Source organism: Nonomuraea sp. NPDC049750 (assembly GCF_040659625.1).
Taxonomy (GTDB): Bacteria; Actinomycetota; Actinomycetes; order Streptosporangiales; family Streptosporangiaceae; genus Nonomuraea.
Genome location: NZ_JBFANB010000020.1, coordinates 149,405 through 168,424 on the forward strand (window position 1 = coordinate 149,405; position 19,020 = coordinate 168,424).

A 19,020-nucleotide genomic window follows, 5' to 3' on the forward strand; every position below is an offset into this window, starting at 1 on the left:
CGTCACTTCGGCATCGCCGATGAGCAACGTCTGGCCGGGGTGCGTGGTGCCCTCGAAGGCGACGCCGAGCTGCTTGCGTACCGTGCTGTGGCCGCCGTCACACCCCACCAGGTAGTCGGCCGCGATGACGCGGCTGCCCGCATCGCGCTGGACGGTGGCCGTGACCTGATTGCCGTCCTGCTCGAACCGGTCCAGCCGGGTGCCGTACTCGACCGTGACGCCCAGGCGGCCCAGCAGGGAGCGCAGGATGGCCTCGGTGCGCCACTGCGGCAGCAGCAGTTGCGGGTGCGGCTCGGCCGGGCTGGTCTGCCAGTACGACGCCGGACGCTGGTCGGTGAAAGTGCCCTCACGGCCGTAGTGCCGCATGACGACCGGCGTGGCGGCCCGCACGGCCTCCTGGGCGAGGCCGAGATCGTCGAGGACCTCCACGGTGCGGGGGGTGACGCCTTTGGCGCGCGATCCGGGAAACGGCCCGGAGGCCTGGTCGATGACGCGTACGGCGACGCCGCGGCGGGCCAGGTCGCAGGCCAGCGTCAGGCCGGTCGGCCCGGCCCCGGCGATCAGCACCTGTAAGTCGCTCACCGGCCCGCTCCCGCCGGCCCCGTGATGCCCTCCAGCAGCAGGTCCACCGCCTGGTCGCGCAGCCGCGCCCGTGCCTGCTCGCTGGTGCCCCCTGCCAGGGCGGTCAGCCGCCCCGGCAGGGTGGGAAGCACCGTCAGCAGGCAGATCGCGGTGACGTAGAACAGCTCGAAGTCGCCGTCGGCCCGGAAGGCCCCTTCCCGCTGCCCTCGCTCGAACACCTCGCGCAGCGGCGCGGGCAGGTCCGCCGGCTCGATCGGCGGCCGGATCTCCCCCTCACCCAGCCCTTCGTGCAGCAGCAGCGGCACCAGCAGGGGACGTTCACAGACCAGGTCGAAGTACGCCCGCAACGCGACGCGCGTGACCTCGACCGGATCCTGACCGGTCAACCGGTCCAGAACCGGCCGCCACGCCGCTCCCATGTCGCTGCTCTGCGCGTCCAGGACCGCCCGGTACAGCCCTTCCTTGCTGCCGAAGTGGTCGTAGATCATCCGCTCGTTGACGCCCGCGCGCTCGACGATCTCGCGGACCCGGGTGCCTTTCAGCCCGTGGCGGGCGAACACCTCAGCTCCGGCGTCGAGCAGCGCCTGTTTGCTCTTCGAGGACACAAGTAAATGTTTACTGGGGCGATCTCGCCGGCGCAAGTGGGTCCCATCCGCACACGACCAGGTACCCGTCGATGGTGGTGATGCGATCGGAGGTTCGGAGAGTCGGATGCTGGAGCAGCGGGCGAAACCGGGTGTGGGAGCGGCGATGCTCCCCCAGCCCGAGCTCACCTCACCTGACGTGCGATGCCGGCCACTCATGGATGGCGCCCGCAAGGTGGAGATCTCCTACGAAGCGGTAGGGAGCGCCGACTCCCCGCTCGGACTGGTCCGCGTGCGCGACGAGGTCAGCTTCGGGCCCCAGGGCGGTGTTCCCCCTCGGCGTCGCCGTTCCCCGCGCTCGTCGCGATCGCGCTCGCGATGACGCCGAAGAGGTGATCGGCGCGGGGCGCGAGCGAGGGTTGATCGTTGAGCCACGCGAGAGCCCCGGCCAGCGCGAACAGGTCGGTGCCGTCGATGTCGGTCCGTGCTGCGCCAGCCGCCTGGGCGCGGGTGAGGAGCCGCGTGCCCGCCGCGCGCATCGTGACGCACGAAGCATGGAGCGCGGACCCGGCGTCTTCGATGGCGGCCACCATCAGCGCCACAACGCCCCGATACTCATGCGCGCAGGCGACGAAGTCGCCTAGCCACGAAACGAGGGCATCCCCAGGCGAGACCGAGGTTTCGAGCTCGCCCGCCTGTGCCGCCAGCTCGTCGAAGCTCGCGCGGAGCATGGCCTCGAGCAACGCCTCGCGCGTCGGGAAGTGACGGTACAGCGTGCCGAGCCCGACGCCGGCCCTGCGGGCGACGTCGCGCAGCGACGCGTCGGCGCCTTGCTCGGTCACGACGGCACGCGCGACCGCGAGGAGCTGGTCGTAGTTCTTCCTGGCGTCGGCTCGCATATGCCTCCTGAGTTGACAAGCGGAGCAGTGCCCCGCTTATATTTGGAGCACTGCTCCGGAAACGATAACTCATCTGCGGTGAAGGACGAAGACAATGCCGGCGAACACGATGAAGGCCATCCGGCTGCACGAGCACGGTGGCCCTGAGGTGCTGCGTTACGACGAAGTGCCGATTCCCGAGCCGAAACCGGGTGAGGTGCTCGTTCGCGTGCACGCGGTCGGCGTCAATCCCCCCGACTGGTACGTGCGCGAAGGAATGTCCAACGTGCCTCCTGAGATGAGGCCGAAGCTGAGCTTGCCCATGATTCCGGGGACGGACGTGTCGGGCGTCGTCGCGGCCGTCGCCGCGGATGTGGACGGCCTGTCCGTCGGCGATGATGTCTTCGGCCTGCTTCGCTTTCCCACCCTCGACGGCAGCGCATATGCCGAGTACGTCGCCGCGCCCGCCTCGGACCTCGCACGCAAGCCCGCTCGCCTCGATCACGCGCACGCCGCGGGGGCGCCAATGGCAGGGCTCACCGCGTGGCAGTTCCTGATCGAGCTCGGGCACGATCACCCGTCACCCTTTCAAGCGGCGCGGCATCGCCCGATGGCGCTGAACTCTGAGACGACGGTGCTCGTCAACGGCGCCGCGGGTGGCGTGGGGCACTTCGCGCTGCAGCTGGCCAAGTGGAAAGGTGCCCGCGTCATCGCGGTGGCATCGGGCGCGCATGAGTCGTTCCTGCGCGAGCTCGGCGCCGAGGAGTTCATCGACTACACCAAGAGTCGTCCCGAGGAAGTCACGCACGACCTTGATCTCGTGCTCGACAGCGTCGGTGGTCGCGACAGCGGTCGTTTCCTGCGCACGCTCAAGCGCGGCGGCGCGTTGTACCCGGTCTTCCCCGGCGGCTTCGATGACGAAGAGGCCGCGAAGCTGGGCGTCACGGTCTCGGCCACCCAGGTCCGCTCGAACGGCGCGCAACTCGCTGAGCTGGGACGCCTGCTCGACGCGGGCACGGTTCGCGTCGCGATTGACAGCACGTTTCCGCTCGCCGATGCCCGGGCGGCGCACGAGCGCGCCGCCCGAGGGCACATCCAAGGCAAGATCGTGCTCACGGTAGTTCAGGAACGAGCCCGCTTGTGAGACATGATTGTCTCGTCATGGGGCCTTAGCATGGTCGAGTGGTGAAATCGGATGCCGGGATGCAGCGGACCAGGTCGGCGATCCTCGACGCCGCCGCCCGGGCGCTGGGCCGGCGCTCAGACGCGGCGATGGCGGAGATCGCCGACGAGGCCGGTGTGGGACGCGCGACGCTGTACCGGCATTTCCCGACGCGGGAGTCGCTGCTGCGCGGTGTGGCCGAGGTCGGGATGGCCGAACTCGTGGAGGCCTTCGCGGCCGCGAACCTCGACGAGCTTCCGGCCGACCGGGCGATCACCAGGATCATCGCCGTGTATCTGCGAAACGGTGCCAAATACGCGGCGGTGATCGGCCAGGCCGACCAATTCTGCGACCATGACGCCATCGAGCGTACGGTCAGGCCCATCCGCGACGTCATCGCTCGTGGCATCCGCGACAAGGTGCTCCGCGACGACCTGCGCCCTGACGTCGTGCTCGCCATGTTCTCCGCGATCGTGGAACGCACCCTCTGGCTGACCGTCGGCGAGATCATGACGCCCGAGGAAGCCACCGAGGCGGCCGTGACGATTTTCCTCAACGGCGCACGGAAGCCCGAGTATGCCATCACTGCCCGCAGGGCTCAGGTGACGGGAGCGGGGGAAGGGTGATCGCGGAGGGGCGCAACCCCTCGGCGAGCAGGGCGAAGTAGCGTCTGCGGGCGGCACCCGCCGGATCCTCGGGACGTACGAGCGCTGGCCGGTTTCGGCGGCGAACGCCCGGAATTCCAGGGCGAGCGAGTGAATCGCCCGCCGTCGGACGAGCACCTCGACAGCGGCCTCGAGCGCGCCGACGAGATCGCGCCACGGATCGTCGGTGCGCACCGTGGTCATGGGCTCGATCTCCGTGGCCAGGACATGATCGAAGACGGCCCGGATGAGCTGGTCGCGATTGCGGAAGCGCCGATACAGCGTCATCACGCTCACCTGCGCACGCTCGGCGATCTCCTCCAGCGTCGCCTCCGGCCCGATCTCCTCGAACGTCGCGACCGCGGCGCCGACGATCGGCTCGTAGTTACGGGCAGCGTCGGCCCGTAGTCCCCGCTCCCGCCCGGTCACCAGGTCACGCGTAGCGAGCCCAGCGGCTGGACCCGGGACGGGTTGGTGCGGGCTTTGTGGGACGGAGACCCGCGGATCGCGGTCGGCGTGTTCGGCGTACCCGACGACGCGATCGCGCTGAACCCGCAGACGATCGAGCCGGGGGAAGACCGGGTGGTTCTCGACGCGCTGATTCGGCACCTGAGCTCTGGAGATGCGTGAACGCGGTCCCCGCGTGCGTTGGCTGGCCGGGGATCGTCAGGTGGCAGTGTGGGGGTCCGGGCCCGTCTCGTCGCCGCCGGAGAGCAGGGCGCTCAGGCCGCCCCGGGCGTCCTCCATCACGACGGCCTCGGCTGCCGCTGAATCGCCCGCGCGCAGAGCGCGGACCAGCGCGCGGTGGGTGGCGTAGCGGTCGAGACCGAAAGTCGGGTCCTGGGCGACCCGTTCGAGACGCCGGGCCCGGCTCTCGGAGCGGGAGAACACCCGCGTCTGCTTGAGCAGACGTACCAGGACCGGGTTGTCGGCGCAGGCGTTGACGGCGTCGTTGAACCGTTCCATCGTGTCCAGGAGCTGGTTGACATGCCGGGTCACCGGGGCGCCGTCCGCGTGACGCTGCTTGATGAGGATCAGCAGGTCGTCGGCTTGATCGAGGATGGCGTCAAGGTTGTCGAGCTGCTCGGGCGTCGCGTGGCGGGCCGCGAACCGGGCGACCATGCCGCGCAGGGCGACCTCCACTTCGGCGAGGTCCTGAAGCGCGGTGTCGCCGATGGTCGAGACCTTGACCGTGCGAGGTCCGGTGCGTTCGAGGAGGCCGTCTTGTTCGAGCCGCCTGATCGCCTCCCGCACTGGTGTGGGGCTCACGTCGAGACGCTCGGCCAGCCCGCGCTCGGTCACCTTCTGGCTCGGCCGGAGCTCGCCTGTGACGATGGCGGCCCGGATCGATCGGTAGGCCTGGTCGGCGAGGGTGTCGTTGCTGAGCGTTGCGAGGGATTCGGTGGCCACAGCCGTAGCATAGCTGCCCGCCATGGCAGCGAGTATATGCAATGCTTGACTAACTTGCTATAGCAAAAGTACGGTGTGTTGCCACGCCCCCGACGCTGAAGGAAGGACATGGTGTCTCGCGTCCTGATCACCACCGACTACCTGAGGCCGGATGACGAGGTCGATCACTACCTGCGCCGGCTCGGATACGAAACCACGCACCTGCCGATGCGCGGGCGGCGCGACCCGGCAGAGCTGGCCGCGGCGCTGCGTGACAGCACTGCGGCTCTGATCGCGAACGAGCCGATGACGGCCGACGTGCTCGCGCGGGCGACAGCGTTGCGCGTGATCGTGCGGACCGGGGTCGGGTACGACTCCGTGGACGTCGATGCCGCCGCACGGCTGGGTATCACGGTCAGCAACCTTCCGGGCATCAACGCGAACGCGGTGGCCGAGTACACCCTGGGGCTGCTCCTCGCCGCCGCCCGTCGCCTGGTTCACAGCGCCGCGGGTGTCGCGGCCGGCGAGTGGCCGCGCGAGGACGGGCGTGAGCTGCGGGGCGCGACGCTCGGCCTGATCGGTTACGGCGCCGTCACCCGGGCGGTCGTCCCGCTCGCGCGCGCGTTCGGCATGTCGGTGCTCTGCAGGACGAGCGTGCCCGCCGGCGAGCGGTCCGACGAGTGCGTGCGCTTCGTCGAGCTCGACGAGCTCCTGGCCGCATCCGACTACATCTCCGTCCACACGGCTCTCACCGAACGGACCCGGGGCCTCCTCGACGCCGCGGCATTGCGCCGGATGAAGCCGGGCGCCGTGCTGGTGAACACCGCGCGGGGGCCGATCGTGGACGAACAGGCACTCGCCGACGCGGTGCGCTCCGGTGTGATCGCCGGGGCGGCGTTGGACGTCGTGTGCGTCGAGCCGCTGCCCGCGGACAGTCCGCTGCGGGGCGTCGACGGGATCGTCGTGTACTCCCACCTGGCCGGCCAGTCGGCCGAAGCCCGCCGGGCCGCGGGGCTCGAGGGGGCCGCCGAGCTGGTGGCCTCGCTCAGGGGTGCTCCCCGGTTCGCGGTCAACCATCCGACCCTCCCGTCCGAAAGGGGAGCTAACCATGGATGACACCCCGGTCGACTCCGTCCGGATCATGACGCCCGTCGGCATGCTCGGTGCCGGGTGGGACGAGGCCACGATCGAGCGCGGGCTGGCCCTCGGCGTCGACGTGATCACGGTGGACGGCGGGTCCACCGACTCCGGCCCGCACTACCTCGGGTCGGCGACGGCGAAGACGGCCGCGCAGGCGGTGGCCCGCGACCTGCGCAGCCTGCTGCGGGCGGCGGCCCGCGCGGACGCGCCTTTGATCATCGGCTCGTGCGGCACCAGTGGCACCGACAGCGGCGTGGACTGGGTCGCCGGGATGGTCACCGAGCTCATGAGGGAGGAGGGCCTGGACCTCAAGGTCGCGCGGATCTACAGCGAACAGAACCCGGCCGACCTCAAGGAACACCTCGACGCCGGCCGGATCCACCCGCTGCAGCCCCTGGGCGAGATGCGGGCCGAGACGCTGGAGAGCTGCACTCACATCGTCGGGATGATGGGACACGAACCGATCGTCCAGGCGCTCGAGGCGGGTGCCCAGGTCGTGCTGGCGGGCCGCGCGACCGACACGGCGGTGGCGGCGGCGTACCCGCTGATGAAGGGGATGCCGGCCGGAGCGAGCTGGCACGCGGCCAAGATCGTCGAGTGCGGCGGTCAGTGCACCACCGACCCGCGCGCGGGCGGGGTCTACACCGTGATCGACGCCGACGGGTTCACCATCGAGCCGCTCGACCCGGGCAATTCGTGCACGCCGTACACGGTCGCCGCGCACATGCTGTACGAGACGGTCAACCCGTTCGAGATGCGTGAGCCCGCCGGAACCCTGGACGTGCGCGAGGCGACGTACGTCGCCGTGGACGGCCGCACGGTCCGGGTCGAGGGGTCGAGATTTCACACCGCTGAGCGGCACACCGTCAAACTGGAGGGTGCTCGGGTCACCGGCTACGAGACCATGTCCTTCACCGCTGTCCGCGACCCGCTCATTCTCGCGGACATCGAATCCTGGGCGGACCTCCTGGGCGCGCATCTGCGGCGGCGGGTGAGCCGGACTCTGGGACTCGCGGACGACGAGTACGCCTTCGACCTGCGCCTCTACGGCCACAACGCGGTACTGGACGACCTCGAGTTCGACACCGGCCCGCCGCGCGAGGTGGGCGTGATGCTCCTCGTCAACGCCCCGGACCAGGCCACCGCCACGGCGGTGGCGAAGCTCGCCAACCCGCTGATGCTGCATCTCCCGACGCCCGAGATGCACTATCTCCCCAGCCTCGCCTTCGCGTCCTCGCCGGCGGAGGTCGAGCGGGGCCCGGCATACGCGTTCGTGCTCAACCACGTCGTCGACAGCATCACGCCCACCGGCATGTTCCGCATCGAACACGGAGACGACCACCATGGCTGACATCACCGCGCGTACCGTCGGTGACCTCGCACTCGAGGTCCGGTCCAAGAACGCCGGCCCCTTCTGGGTGACGATGGAGCTGTTCATGCGGGATGCGGACGGCTACCGGATCGTGGCGGACGAGACGTTCCTCAACGAGCCGATGATCGCCGATCTCTACCGCGTGGACGCCGGCACGATCCAGATGTTCCGGATCCCGTCGCTCAACGTCGTCAAGATCTCCTTCCCGCGACCCGTCTCGCAGGGATCGCTGCGGGACCGCGACATGCACGCCGGCCAGCACCACGTCCCCCTTGCCGCGCTCCGTCTGCCGGCCACGGCTCCGGGCGTGAGTCGTGGCTGACGCCGACATCATCGTCGTCGGAGCGGGCCTCGCCGGCCTGGTGGCGGCGGCCGAGGCCACCGACGCCGGCCGGTCGGTCGTGCTGGTGGAGCAGGAGGGGGAGCAGTCGCTGGGAGGTCAGGCGTTCTGGAGCCTGGGTGGGCTGTTCTTCGTGGACAGCCCCGAGCAGCGCCGGATGGGCATCAAGGACTCGCGTGAGCTGGCCTGGCAGGACTGGCTCGGCAGCGCGCGGTTCGACCGCGAGGAGGATCGCTGGCCCCGGGCGTGGGCCGAGGCGTACGTCGACTTCGCGGCCGGCGAGAAACGCGCCTGGCTGCGTGGCATGGGGCACCGGGTCTTCCCGCTGGTGGGCTGGGCCGAGAGGGGCGACGGCCGCGCCGACGGCCACGGCAACTCGGTCCCGCGCTTCCACATCACATGGGGGACCGGACCCGGTGTGATCGCGCCCTTCGAGCGGCGCGTGCGCGCCCATTCCGGCAGCGGACGGATCCGCTTCGCGTTCCGCCACCGGGTCGACGCTCTCATCGTCGATGACGGCGCGGTCATCGGGGTGCGCGGACAGGTGCTCGAGCCGGCGGCCGAGGACCGAGGCCGCCCGACCTCGCGCATCGCCGTCGACGACTTCGAGTTACGCGCCCAGGCCGTGATCGTCACCAGCGGCGGCATCGGTGGTGACCACGACCTGGTACGCAAGGTCTGGCCGGCCCGGCTGGGGACGCCGCCACGGACGATGGTGGCCGGGGTGCCGGCGTACGTGGACGGCCGGATGCTGGGGATCAGCGAGGCGGCCGGCGCCCGGGTCATCAACCCGGACCGGATGTGGCACTACGTCGAAGGGCTGCGCAACTGGGACCCGATCTGGGACGACCACGGCATTCGCATCCTCCCCGGCCCCTCATCGCTGTGGCTCGACGCCACCGGCAAGCGGCTGCCCGCACCGTACTTCCCGGGTTTCGACACCTTGGGAACCCTCCGTCACCTGCGGCGGACGGGCTACGACTACTCGTGGTTCGTGCTCACCCAGAAGATCATCGAGAAGGAGTTCGCGCTCTCGGGATCGGAACAGAATCCCGACCTCACCGGCAAGGACATCAAGCTCGTCCTGTCGCGTGTCAGGGGCGGGGCGCCGGCCCCGGTGGAGGCGTTCAAGCGGCACGGTGCCGACTTCGTCGTCGCCGGCGACCTCACCGAGCTGGTCGCGGGCATGAACAAGCTCGCCGATCCGGACGCGCCGGCGATCGAGGAGCCGGCGCTCCGGACCCTCATCGAGGCGCGCGACCGTGAGATCGGCAACACGTTCACCAAGGACGCGCAGGTGACGGCGATCCGGGGCGCGCGCAACTACCGCGGCGACAAGCTGAGCCGGGTGGCGACCCCGCACAAGCTGCTCGATCCGAAGGCGGGGCCGCTGATCGCCGTACGGCTGCACATCCTGTCGCGCAAGACGCTCGGTGGTCTCGAGTCCGACCTCGACGGCCGATGCCTGCGCGCCGACGGCAGCCCCCTTCCCGGGCTCTACGCCGCGGGTGAGGTCAACGGGTTCGGTGGTGGCGGGATGATGGGCTACAACGCCCTGGAGGGCACGTTCCTCGGCGGTTGCCTCTTCTCCGGCCGGGTGGCCGGTCGAGCCGCGGCGCGGGCGGTCGGCTGACCTATCTGGCTAATCCCTGCCTGGCTCCACGCCGCAAAGTCCCATGGCAAAAGCGCTCTGCAACTCTTGACAGTTTTGCCATAGCATTCACAAGATGACGAGTGTCGCAGTGCGTCGACCGTGACCAGCGGTTCGCACGGCCCTCCGAGTCCGGCCCGGCGACGCCGCCGTCGAAACACCGAGGAACACCATGAGAAGGACCGCATTCCTGCCCCTCGCGCTCGCCACCGCCCTGACTCTCGCCGGGTGCGGCAGCTCGGCCGGTAAAACCGCCTCCACCACGCCCACGGCGACGGCGGACGTCGGACAGGCCTCGGCGGTCACTCCTGTGGACGAGGCCACCCTCAAGGCGGCGCGCGCCGAGCGTGAGGTGCTGCTCTACACCAACGCCGAAGACCAGCAGATGGCACCGCTCGTAAAGGGTTTCGAGAAGGCGTATCCCGGTATCACGCTCCGGAGCCTCACGCTGGGCACCTCGGAGATGTTCCAGCGTTACGAGACCGAGGTGGCGTCGGGGGCCCCGTCGGCCGACATGATCATGAATAGCGACGCGGTGGGCTGGCTGTCCTTCATCCGCGACGGCAACGTCGAGGACTACACCGATCCCAACACGCCGAACCTGCCCGACCACGCGGTGCTCGGCCCCGGCGTCTACTCCGTCTCGGTGGATCCGGTCGTCGCGGTGTTCAACAAGGCGTTGCTCCCCGAAGCGAAGCAGCCCACCACGATGGCGGCGCTGGCGGCGATGGCCCAGCAGCTCGATGGGAAGATCGCGACGACCGACATCAGCAACGTCATCCAGTTCGGAGCCACCAGCGCCTACCTCGACAAGCACGGCGAGGCCGGGTGGGGCACGCTGGAGAAGATCGGCCGCCACTCCGCGGTGGAGGCGAGCAACGGCCCCCTGGTGACCAAGCTTGCCCAGGGCCAGTACGCGGCGGAGTTCTTCGTCGCCGGCAGCGTCCGGGCGTTCATCACCGGTGACGTCGCCAAGGTCGTGAACTACAGCTTCCTCAAGGACGGGACGCCCTTGCTACCGCGCGGCGTCGGGGTGACCGCCAAGGCGAAGCACCCGAACGCGGCCAAGGTCTTCGTCAACTGGCTGCTGTCGGTCGAGGGGCAGGAAGTCGCCTGCCAGGGCGGTTTCACGCCCTACCGCGACGGGGTGAAGTGCGACTTCGGCCTGCCCCAGATCAAGGCCCTGGTCGGTGCGGAGAACGTGATCATCAGAAGCTACTCGCCGAAGCTCGCCGACGAGCACGACTGGATCGTCGCCCGCTTCAACAAGGCCTTCGGCCGATGACGGTCACGTCCGAACCGAGGTCAGGCGCGGCTCCGGGGTCCGGCCGCACCGGCCCACTGCGGCGTTCGTCCGTGCCGACGACCGCCAGTCACTACCTGATCTGGGCCGTGACCCTGGTCGTGGTCGTCGGCCCCGTGGCGCCGATAGTCCTCGCGTCGCTGTGGTCGACCCCGCTCTACCGATCCGGCGGTCACCTCACGCTCGGCAACTTCCGCGACCTCTTGACGGACTCGGCCTGGTGGGGCGCGGTCGGCGACAGCGCTGCCTTCGCGGCCCTGACGACGGTGTCGTCCGTGCTGTTCGGCGTCGGTGCGGCCGTGCTCCTGACCCGTACCAACGTGCCGTTCCGCCGGCTCTTCGCCGGTGTCCTCATCCTTCCGGTGATGCTCCCCGGACTCGTGCTCATCGTCGGCTGGATGGCGATGTGGGCGCCGTCGGGGTACGTCAGTTCCTGGCTCGAGATCAACACGGTGCTCCCGTTCCCGGTCGACCTGTACACCGTGCCGGGCATGGCGCTGGTGGCGACCAGCGTGGCGGCGCCGACCGTGTTCCTGTTCTGCCGCACCACCGTGCTCGCCATCGACCCCGCCTTGGAGGACGCGGCGCGCAGCGCGGGCGCACGCCCACTGCGGGCGCTGGTCTCGGTGACCGTGCCCTTGCTGCGGCCGGCCGTCCTCAACTCCGCGCTCCTCGTCTTCGCGATCTCCTTCGAGGTGCTGGGCCTGCCGCTGATTTTGGGATTCTCCAACAACATCACGTTCGTTTCTACCTATCTGTACGACAACTGGATCAACGCGACACCACCGAACCAGGGGCTCGTGTCCGCCGGCGCGGTCTTCCTGCTCATCTGCGTCTCCGGGCTCCTCGTCCTGCGCAACCGGCTCGTCGGAGACGCCTCCCGGTACACGACGGTCACCGGGAAGGCCACCGCGACTCGGGTGGTGAACCTCGGAACGGTCCGGTGGCCGGCGGCGGCCGTGCTCGCCACTCTGCTGGGAGCGCTCGTCGTCGTCCCGCTGGCCGGCGTCGGGATGTCGGCCTTCACCACCATCCTCACCCCGTACGTCACGCCGTGGTCCGTACTGACCACAGACAACTTCACGGCCATCGCCGAGCATCCGATCTGGTCGGAATCGATCGTGAACAGCCTGCTCATCGCCGGTGTGGGCGCGCTGCTGGCGACGGCGGCCATCGCCGTCGTCTCGATGGTCGCCCACCGCTCCACCTTCCGGTTCCGCGGATCGCTGCAACAGTCGGTGGTGTGGCCCCGGATGATGCCCGGACTCGTGACGGGCATGGCGTTCTTCTGGTCGTTCGCGATCCTCGACCCGAGCGGCGCCGTGCGCGGCAGCCTGTGGGGGATCGGACTCGCGTTCGCCGTGCGCAGCCTCGCGCTCGGCTATGGCGTGTTCTACCCGGCGCTGGCCGCGATCGGGGAGGACCTCGACCGCGCCGCCCGTACGTCCGGGGCCACCTGGTGGCAGGCCTCGGTGAGCGTCGCGCTCCGCCTGAGCGCCCCCGCTATGGCCGCTTGCTTCGTTCTGCTGTTCGTGTCGATGCTCAACGACGCCGACCCCGCCGTTTTCCTCGTCACCGACCGGACACCGGTCATGGGGCTGACCATGCTGCAACTCGCGGCGACGAGCACCGGCGGCGCCGTCGCCGCCTTCGGGGTGATCCAGATGGTCATCACGCTCGCGGTGCTCGGCGCCGGACGAATCTTCCTGGGGGTGCGGGCACATGCCTGATCTCACACTGACCAAGGTCGCCAAAAGCTTCGGGGCCAACGTCGTGCTCCACGATCTCGACCTGCACGTGCGGGACGGTGAGCTGTTCACGCTGCTCGGCCCCAGCGGTTGCGGCAAGTCGACGACCCTGTGGTCGATCGCCGGTCTGCACTCGCCTGACCGTGGGACCATCAACTTCGGTGACCGGGTGGTGTTCGACGGCGGCCGGACAGACGTGCCACCCGAGCGCCGCAACTGCGGCGTGGTGTTCCAGTCCTACGCCGTGTGGCCGCACCTGTCGGTGCACGACAACGTCGCCTACCCGCTCAAGCTCCGCAAGCAGAAGCGCCCGGCCCGGGCGGCCCGGGTCCGGGAGGTGCTCGAGCTCGTGGAACTGGACCACCTGGAGCACCGCTACCCGCACGAGCTCAGCGGCGGGCAGCAGCAGCGCGTGGCACTGGCCCGCGCGCTGGCACACCCGCCCGACCTGCTCCTGCTGGACGAGCCGTTCTCCAACCTGGACGCCAAACTGCGGGAGCGCGCCCGGGAGTGGCTGCGTGCCCTGCAGCAGCGGATCGGCGTCACCACCGTCTTCGTGACGCACGACCAGGACGAGGCGCTGTCGATGAGCGACCGCGTCATGGTCATGGACCAGGGCCGGGTCCGGCAGATCGGCACCCCGGAGGAGATCTATCAGGAGCCCGCCGATGTGTTCGTCGCCGACTTCGTGGGGACCGTGAACGTACTGCCGGGGCGAGCGGCGCCGGGCGTGGACGGCGCCGCGCAGGTGTGGCTGGACGGCCTGGGCCTGCCGCTCGTCGCTCCGGTCGGTGCGGGTCTCGATGGCGATGTGCGGCTGACCGTCCGCCCGGAGCGCGTCGTGGTGCACCCGCCCAGCGGCGCTCCGGCAGACGCGGTCAATGTCGTCACGGTGAAGGTCCGCTCACGGGCCTTCCTCGGCGACCACTACCGATACGTGACCGACCTCGGAGAGCGCGAGCTGGTGGTACGGACCCTGGCCCCCGTCGAGCACGGCTCCGAGCTGATCGTCGAGCTCCCGCCGGAGGCGATCCGCGTCTTCGGACCCGCCTGACGCGAACACCGTGCTGGAGAGAGATGCCGCTGGGAGCGGCGCCAAGTACATCGCGCCGACGGAGATCGAGGGACGGTTCAAGGCGGTGTGCCCGTACGCCCGCACGGGTGGTATTCGGAGGCCTGACAGGGCCGATCACCAATGGGAACACGCGGACATGGACATCAGAGATCGCATAGACCCGCAGGTGCGGGCCCGCCTCGACCAGTATCTCAGCATCGTGGGCCCCCAAGGGCTGAGCGGCATCGAGGACATCGCGGAGCGGCGGCGGAGGCAGGCTGAACTCACCGCCCTTCGTCCGAGAGCCGCCGCACCGCAAGACGTCGATGTGCGCGACTACTCGATCCGGGCGGACACGGACTCGCGTCCAGCCGTTCAGGTGCGGGTTTACCGGCCCGCCGGCAGCCCCACACCGGCACCGTGCATCTGCTACATCCACGGCGGCGGGATGGTCGCCGGGAGTATTGACGGTGACGATGCGAAGGCCGTCGAGCTCGCGCGGGCAACCGGCTGCGTCGTCGTCTCGGTGGAGTATCGTCTCGCGCCCGAGAACCCGTATCCCGCCGCGGTCGACGACTGCTTCGCCGCTCTCCTTTGGATCGCGGAGAGCCGGCAGGAGCTACGGATCGATCCTCACCGCCTCGCTCTTTACGGACCGAGCGCAGGCGGCTGCCTGGCGGCGGCCACCGCCCTGCTCGCCCGCGACCGCGGCGGACCCGAGATCGCCTACCTGATGCTCGTCTCCCCGATGTTGGATGACCGTCCCTCGACACCCTCGAATCGCACCAACACCGGATTTGGCGCCTGGAGTCGCGAGGCGAATCTCCAGACCTGGCAGGCGTTCCTGGGCAGGGACTTCGGAACCGACCGGGTATCGCCCTACGCGGCGCCGGCGCGCGCTGACGACCTCACGGGGTTTCCGCCCCTGTATGTCGACATCGGCGACCTCGACTTGTTCCGGGACGAGGCCATGGACTTCGCTCAAAGGCTCATGTGGGCCGGAGTTCCGGTCGAATTGCACGTCTACCCTGGCGGCATTCACGGGGGTGAGAACATCGCGCCCGAAGCCGAGTTGAGCGTGCGGGTTCGTTCATACCGGCACAGCGCCCTTCGCAGGAGGCTGTTCGCGCATGCCTCCATCTGAGCTCGACGCGTAGATCGCACCAAGCACATTTGAAGGAGTAACTTCTTGAAAACCTCTGATGCGCCCGCACATCGTTCCTGGCGGTTCAATACCCGCCGATGCCGTCCGGCGGTATTCACGGCAATGCTCGCCGCCGCTCTCGTGGGCACGCTCGGCAACACACCCTCCTCCGAAGCACGTACCACGCAGCCCACGGCTACGCCCTGCCCGTCCAGCCTGGCCGAGAAGGCCACCTGTTACACCGGCCAGGACGCCAACGGCGCTTACTACACGATGGCCGTCCCGAAGAGCTGGAACGGCTCTCTCGTCGTGCACGCCCACGGCGGACCCGACTTCTCCTACAACGCCTCCAGCCCGACCGAGGACCTGGCGCGCTGGGCGGTGATGGTCGACCAGGGATATGCCTGGGTCGGCTCCTCCTACCGACGCGGCGGCTACGGGGTCAGGATGGCCGCCGCCGACACCGAGAACGTGCGCCGCCTGTTCGCAGACCGTTTCGGCCGACCGGCTCGCACCTACCTCCACGGCCAGTCCTGGGGTGGCAATGTCGCGGCCAAGGTCGCCGAGACCTACGGCAGGAAGCGCGGCGCCTACGACGGGATGCTGCTGACCAGCGGCAACCTGACCGGCGGCTCGCGCGGCTACGACCACCGCGTGGATCTGCGAGTGGTCTACCAGTACTACTGCCGCAACCTCCCGCGTCCGACGGAGCCGCAGTACCCGCTGTGGCAGGGGCTCCCCGCCGACTCCACCATGACACCCACCGAGGTCCATGCCCGCTTGCAGGAGTGCACCGGCATCGACTCCGACTTCGCTGACCGGACTGCGCGGCAACAGCGCAATCTCGATGACATCCTCGCCGTCACCCGCATTCCGGAAAGGTCCCTGAAAACGGATCTGCTGTACGCGACCTACCTGTTCCAGGACATCGTGTTCAAGCGGCTCGACGGCCGTAATCCGTTCAGCAATCGAGGTGTGCGGTACGACGGTTCGCACGATGACAAAGCACTCAACGCAGGTGTGGCTCGATTCTCGGCCGACCCCACCGCACACCGTGACCTGTCCTACGACAGCGACCTCACCGGCCGGGTATCCCTGCCGGTCCTCACCCTGCACGCGATCGACGACCCGCAGGTCTTCGTGGAACACGAGGCGGCCTACCGCGCCACTCTCCAGGGCGCCGGCCAGGACGGGAATCTCGTCCAGACGTTCACGAAGGAGTCCGAGCACAGTGAACTGAGCAACTCCGAGTACGCCAACTCCCTCTCCGCGCTCGACACATGGGTGCGTTCCGGTCGAAAGCCATCTCCGCGCTCGATCGCACGTTCCTGCGGCACGTTCGACAGCACCTACGGCAGCGGATGCTTCTACGACCCGGAGTTCCGCCCCGCGCCGTACGCCGCCCAGGTCCGGCCCCGACCTGGCGGCCTGCGCTGGCCCGCGATGACCGCCGCGCAGGAGCGTGCCTGGAGCCGGATCGACGGCGTGGGTATCGCTCCTTGAGAGCGCACCGAGGGATTCCATAAGCGGGATTTCCTAGCTGAAGGCCTCCAGGATCGCCCAGAGCGGAAGTGGGGCGGCCACGCACACTACGGCGGTGTACGCGAGCATCCGGTTCTGGAACTGCCGCCGATTCTCGACCTGCGCGTTCGCCAGCATCAGCGCCCCGTTCGTGGAAAACGGGCTCACATCGACGATGAGTGAACAGGTGCTGATGGCGATGATGACTCCGGCAGCCGACAGCGCGCCGTCGTGAAGCAGCGGAATCGCCAGCGGTAACGCGATGCCGATCGTGGCAACCGACGATCCGACCGCAGAGAGGAGCGCCGCGATCAGCAGGATCAGCAGGATCGCCAAGCCAGGCATGGACAGATCCGCAGCGGCGTTGGCAACGAAGTCGACGGTGCCGTTGGCGGTCAGCACGGCCATGAGCGTCAGCATCCCGCAGATGAGGAGGATGACGTTCCATCCGATGTCCTTGAACCCGTCGGAGTGCTTGTGGGGGGACAGAAGAAGAAGCACCGCCGCTTCGGCCAATGCCATCACGCCGACATCCACTCCAAGGGCCGCACCGATGATGAGTCCCACGATGGACAGGAGGGTGAGTACGCGGACGGGAGTGATGCCGTCCTTCGCGGCGTCGAGGCCGAGGCCTGCGACGGCCGGCGCCTTGATCGCGGCTGGGGAGGGGGCCGCATCGACGACGACCTCGGTTTCGGTCTGGGTTCCCGTCCCCGTGCCAACGCCAGGCGCACTTTCGGTTCGGCCGCCCAGCGGTGTGGCGCTCTTGCCGCTGTCCGGCGCGGTCTGAGGTAGCGGGGTCCAGAGCTCGCGGCCCCAGGCCAGGTAGACGGCGACGGCGAAGGCGAGGTTGGCCAGGAAGCACGTGACGAACATCGTTGCCGAGCCCACATCGATCCCGGCCTTGTCGGCGGCCTGCCGGGTGAACGCGGCGTAGACGGTCACAGGGGACAGAGACGCGGCGAGCGCTCCGTGACTGACCATCATGGCCATGAGGAGCGGGCGAATCCTGAACCTACTCGCCAGCGACATCGCCATCGGCGCGAGAATTCCCACGGCGAAGACGAAGCCGAAGGACATCAGGATCCCAGCGACGAGGAAGACCAGCCAGGGCACGGCCCAGCGTCGCTGTCCCACGAGGCGTAGCGAGGCTCTGAGGAATAATGCCATGGTGCCGTTCACGCGGGCGATGCCGAACAGCAGCGTGATGCCCACGACGAGCACGAACACCTGCCCTGGGAAGAGGGCGAAGACGTCCTCGCTGGAGAGGCCGGAGGCCGCGCCGAGGATGAACGCCGCGGTGAGGGCGAGCGCCCCCATGTTGATGGGCAGCATCGTCGCGATGGCGAAGACTAGTAGCAGGCTGACAATGGAGGCGGCTTCGATCATGTCGGTTCCTTCGCGCTCTGAGCATCGTGAGCCGTCCGGTGTCTCAGGCGTCACGAAACTTAGGCGAAACATAGGCGAGCGGCCGACCGACGTGAATGGTGAAGCCTGGCAACCTAACCTTTCTGATCTGGAAACAGTCGCATCAGGCTGATCGGACCAGCCGTCCAGGCATGCGGGCGGCGAGGTGCTCGATCAGCTCGGTTACGCGGCGGGGGACGTGTCCGTCGTCCTCGATCAAGGCGTAGATGTCGGCCGCGGGCGTAGGGATGTGAGGGAGCACGCGGACCAGCTCACCGCGCTCGATATGGGGACGAACGTGCCATTCGGAGCGCATGATCACGCCACGGCCTTCCAAGGCCCAGTTGGTCACGACGTCTCCGTCGTTACTGGACAGGGAGCCATGCACCCGCACGTGTCGCGGATCGCTGACATCACCGAACCGCCAGAGCGCGTAGTCCCCCTCGTTCTCGCGCAGCACGATGCAGTCGTGCTGGGCGAGATCCTCGATGCCTGTGGGCGCGCCGCGTCGGTCCAGGTACGACGGCGCCGCGCACGGCACGCGGCGGTTCTCGGCCAGTCGGCGCATCCGCAGCGAGGAGTCCGGCGGACTTCCGACGTGAACGGCCACGTCGAACATTCGCCGGTGCGGGCGGAGAGGTAGCGCCGAGGTGTTCAGCTGCACCTGCAGCTGAGGATGCGACGCCGCGAACTCCGCCAGCAGCGGAGCCACGTGTGCTCGGCCGAGACCGAGGGTCGCCTGGACGACCAGGGTCCCGCGCAGCTCCCCGGAGCGATCGGTCACGAGGTCCTCGAGCTCGCGGAGCTGGTCGAGGATCGAGTCCAGTCTGCTCGCGTACAGGGCACCCTCAGAAGTCAGTACCAGCCGGCGGGTGCCTCGCTGGACGAGACGGACGTCGAGGCGCCTCTCCAGTGCGCTCAGCCGCTTACTGGTAACGGGCAGCGAGCAGCCGAGCTGGCGCGATGCGGCCGTGAGCGTCTCGCTGGCTGCCAGGACTTGGAAGAACTGCAAGTCATCGATGGACATTTTCATGCGGTCCCCGAGCTACGCGAGATGCTTTCTATTGCGGAAAGCATAAGTTGCCCGGATGACTGTTGTGG

17 protein-coding genes and 2 pseudogenes are annotated in these 19,020 nt (G+C 68.9%); 12 read left to right on the forward strand and 7 right to left on the reverse strand.

Translation table 11 applies throughout. The features are described 5' to 3' along the window. Positions 1–48 precede the first annotated feature (48 nt). The 3 genes and pseudogenes from AB0J16_RS39410 to AB0J16_RS39420 form a co-directional block, all read right to left on the reverse strand. Positions 49–582 (reverse strand): annotated as a pseudogene (locus tag AB0J16_RS39410) (FAD-dependent monooxygenase); the annotation flags it as partial. Continuing rightward, a complete protein-coding gene (locus AB0J16_RS39415) occupies positions 579–1,187 on the reverse strand; it encodes a TetR/AcrR family transcriptional regulator (RefSeq protein ID WP_358549682.1) in 609 nt (202 codons plus the stop codon). The gene AB0J16_RS39415 and the pseudogene AB0J16_RS39410, both read right to left, overlap by 4 nt. 284 nt (positions 1,188–1,471) lie before the next feature. After that, positions 1,472–2,065, reverse strand: a complete 594-nt coding sequence (locus AB0J16_RS39420; protein ID WP_358549684.1) for a helix-turn-helix domain-containing protein — start codon at positions 2,063–2,065, stop codon at positions 1,472–1,474. Positions 2,066–2,159: 94 nt separating this feature from the next. On the opposite strand from AB0J16_RS39420, the gene AB0J16_RS39425 reads away from it, so the two are divergent. Both AB0J16_RS39425 and AB0J16_RS39430 read left to right on the forward strand, forming a co-directional pair. Continuing rightward, complete coding sequence (locus AB0J16_RS39425) at positions 2,160–3,188, forward strand: NADP-dependent oxidoreductase (protein WP_358549686.1); 1,029 nt, start codon at positions 2,160–2,162, stop codon at positions 3,186–3,188. Between the two features lie 38 nt (positions 3,189–3,226). After that, positions 3,227–3,832, forward strand: a complete 606-nt coding sequence (locus tag AB0J16_RS39430) for a TetR/AcrR family transcriptional regulator (protein ID WP_358549688.1) — start codon at positions 3,227–3,229, stop codon at positions 3,830–3,832. A 315-nt stretch (positions 3,833–4,147) separates the two neighbouring features. Here the strand turns inward: AB0J16_RS39430 and AB0J16_RS39435 are convergent. Then, positions 4,148–4,279: pseudogene (locus AB0J16_RS39435) on the reverse strand (TetR/AcrR family transcriptional regulator); the annotation flags it as partial. A gap of 45 nt (positions 4,280–4,324) precedes the next feature. Between AB0J16_RS39435 and AB0J16_RS39440 the strand changes: the two are divergent. Further along, entirely contained in the window at positions 4,325–4,480 is a 156-nt protein-coding gene (locus AB0J16_RS39440; RefSeq protein WP_358549690.1) for a hypothetical protein, read from the forward strand. Between the two features lie 36 nt (positions 4,481–4,516). On the opposite strand, the gene AB0J16_RS39445 is transcribed toward AB0J16_RS39440, so the two are convergent. Beyond that, the gene (locus AB0J16_RS39445; protein ID WP_358549692.1) at positions 4,517–5,260 is read right to left on the reverse strand and encodes a GntR family transcriptional regulator; all 744 of its coding nucleotides are present in this window, start codon (positions 5,258–5,260) and stop codon (positions 4,517–4,519) included. A 108-nt stretch (positions 5,261–5,368) separates the two neighbouring features. Here AB0J16_RS39445 and AB0J16_RS39450 point away from each other — a divergent pair, with 108 nt between their 5' ends. The 9 genes from AB0J16_RS39450 to AB0J16_RS39490 all read left to right on the forward strand — a co-directional run bounded on the left by AB0J16_RS39450 (position 5,369) and on the right by AB0J16_RS39490 (position 16,494). After that, a complete protein-coding gene (locus AB0J16_RS39450; protein ID WP_358549694.1) occupies positions 5,369–6,355 on the forward strand; it encodes a phosphoglycerate dehydrogenase in 987 nt (328 codons plus the stop codon). Next, complete coding sequence (locus AB0J16_RS39455) at positions 6,348–7,730, forward strand: acyclic terpene utilization AtuA family protein (RefSeq protein ID WP_358549696.1); 1,383 nt, start codon at positions 6,348–6,350, stop codon at positions 7,728–7,730. Before AB0J16_RS39450 ends, AB0J16_RS39455 begins: the two co-directional genes overlap by 8 nt. Continuing rightward, positions 7,723–8,073 (forward strand): DUF4387 domain-containing protein, encoded by a 351-nt coding sequence (locus tag AB0J16_RS39460; protein WP_358549698.1) that lies wholly within the window; start codon positions 7,723–7,725, stop codon positions 8,071–8,073. The genes AB0J16_RS39455 and AB0J16_RS39460 overlap by 8 nt, the downstream gene beginning before the upstream one ends. Next, positions 8,066–9,724 carry an FAD-binding dehydrogenase gene (locus AB0J16_RS39465; RefSeq protein ID WP_358549700.1) on the forward strand — a complete coding sequence of 553 codons (1,659 nt, stop codon included), beginning with the start codon at positions 8,066–8,068 and terminating at the stop codon, positions 9,722–9,724. The genes AB0J16_RS39460 and AB0J16_RS39465 overlap by 8 nt, the downstream gene beginning before the upstream one ends. 190 nt (positions 9,725–9,914) lie before the next feature. Beyond that, the gene (locus tag AB0J16_RS39470) at positions 9,915–11,027 is read left to right on the forward strand and encodes an extracellular solute-binding protein (RefSeq protein WP_358549702.1); all 1,113 of its coding nucleotides are present in this window, start codon (positions 9,915–9,917) and stop codon (positions 11,025–11,027) included. A gap of 71 nt (positions 11,028–11,098) precedes the next feature. Further along, on the forward strand, positions 11,099–12,775 hold the full coding sequence (locus AB0J16_RS39475) for an iron ABC transporter permease (RefSeq protein ID WP_358549704.1): 1,677 nt from the start codon (positions 11,099–11,101) through the stop codon (positions 12,773–12,775). Further along, positions 12,768–13,847 (forward strand): ABC transporter ATP-binding protein, encoded by a 1,080-nt coding sequence (locus AB0J16_RS39480; RefSeq protein WP_358549706.1) that lies wholly within the window; start codon positions 12,768–12,770, stop codon positions 13,845–13,847. The genes AB0J16_RS39475 and AB0J16_RS39480 overlap by 8 nt, the downstream gene beginning before the upstream one ends. Before the next feature lie 157 nt (positions 13,848–14,004). Next, the gene (locus AB0J16_RS39485) at positions 14,005–14,991 is read left to right on the forward strand and encodes an alpha/beta hydrolase (RefSeq protein ID WP_358549708.1); all 987 of its coding nucleotides are present in this window, start codon (positions 14,005–14,007) and stop codon (positions 14,989–14,991) included. Between the two features lie 123 nt (positions 14,992–15,114). Beyond that, positions 15,115–16,494: a DUF6351 family protein gene (locus tag AB0J16_RS39490; RefSeq protein ID WP_358549710.1), complete on the forward strand. Its 1,380-nt coding sequence runs from the start codon at positions 15,115–15,117 to the stop codon at positions 16,492–16,494. 33 nt (positions 16,495–16,527) lie between these two features. On the opposite strand, the gene AB0J16_RS39495 is transcribed toward AB0J16_RS39490, so the two are convergent. Both AB0J16_RS39495 and AB0J16_RS39500 read right to left on the reverse strand, forming a co-directional pair. After that, complete coding sequence (locus AB0J16_RS39495) at positions 16,528–17,901, reverse strand: SLC13 family permease (protein ID WP_358549712.1); 1,374 nt, start codon at positions 17,899–17,901, stop codon at positions 16,528–16,530. 142 nt (positions 17,902–18,043) lie between these two features. After that, the gene (locus AB0J16_RS39500; protein ID WP_358549713.1) at positions 18,044–18,946 is read right to left on the reverse strand and encodes a LysR substrate-binding domain-containing protein; all 903 of its coding nucleotides are present in this window, start codon (positions 18,944–18,946) and stop codon (positions 18,044–18,046) included. Positions 18,947–19,020: the final 74 nt, after the last annotated feature.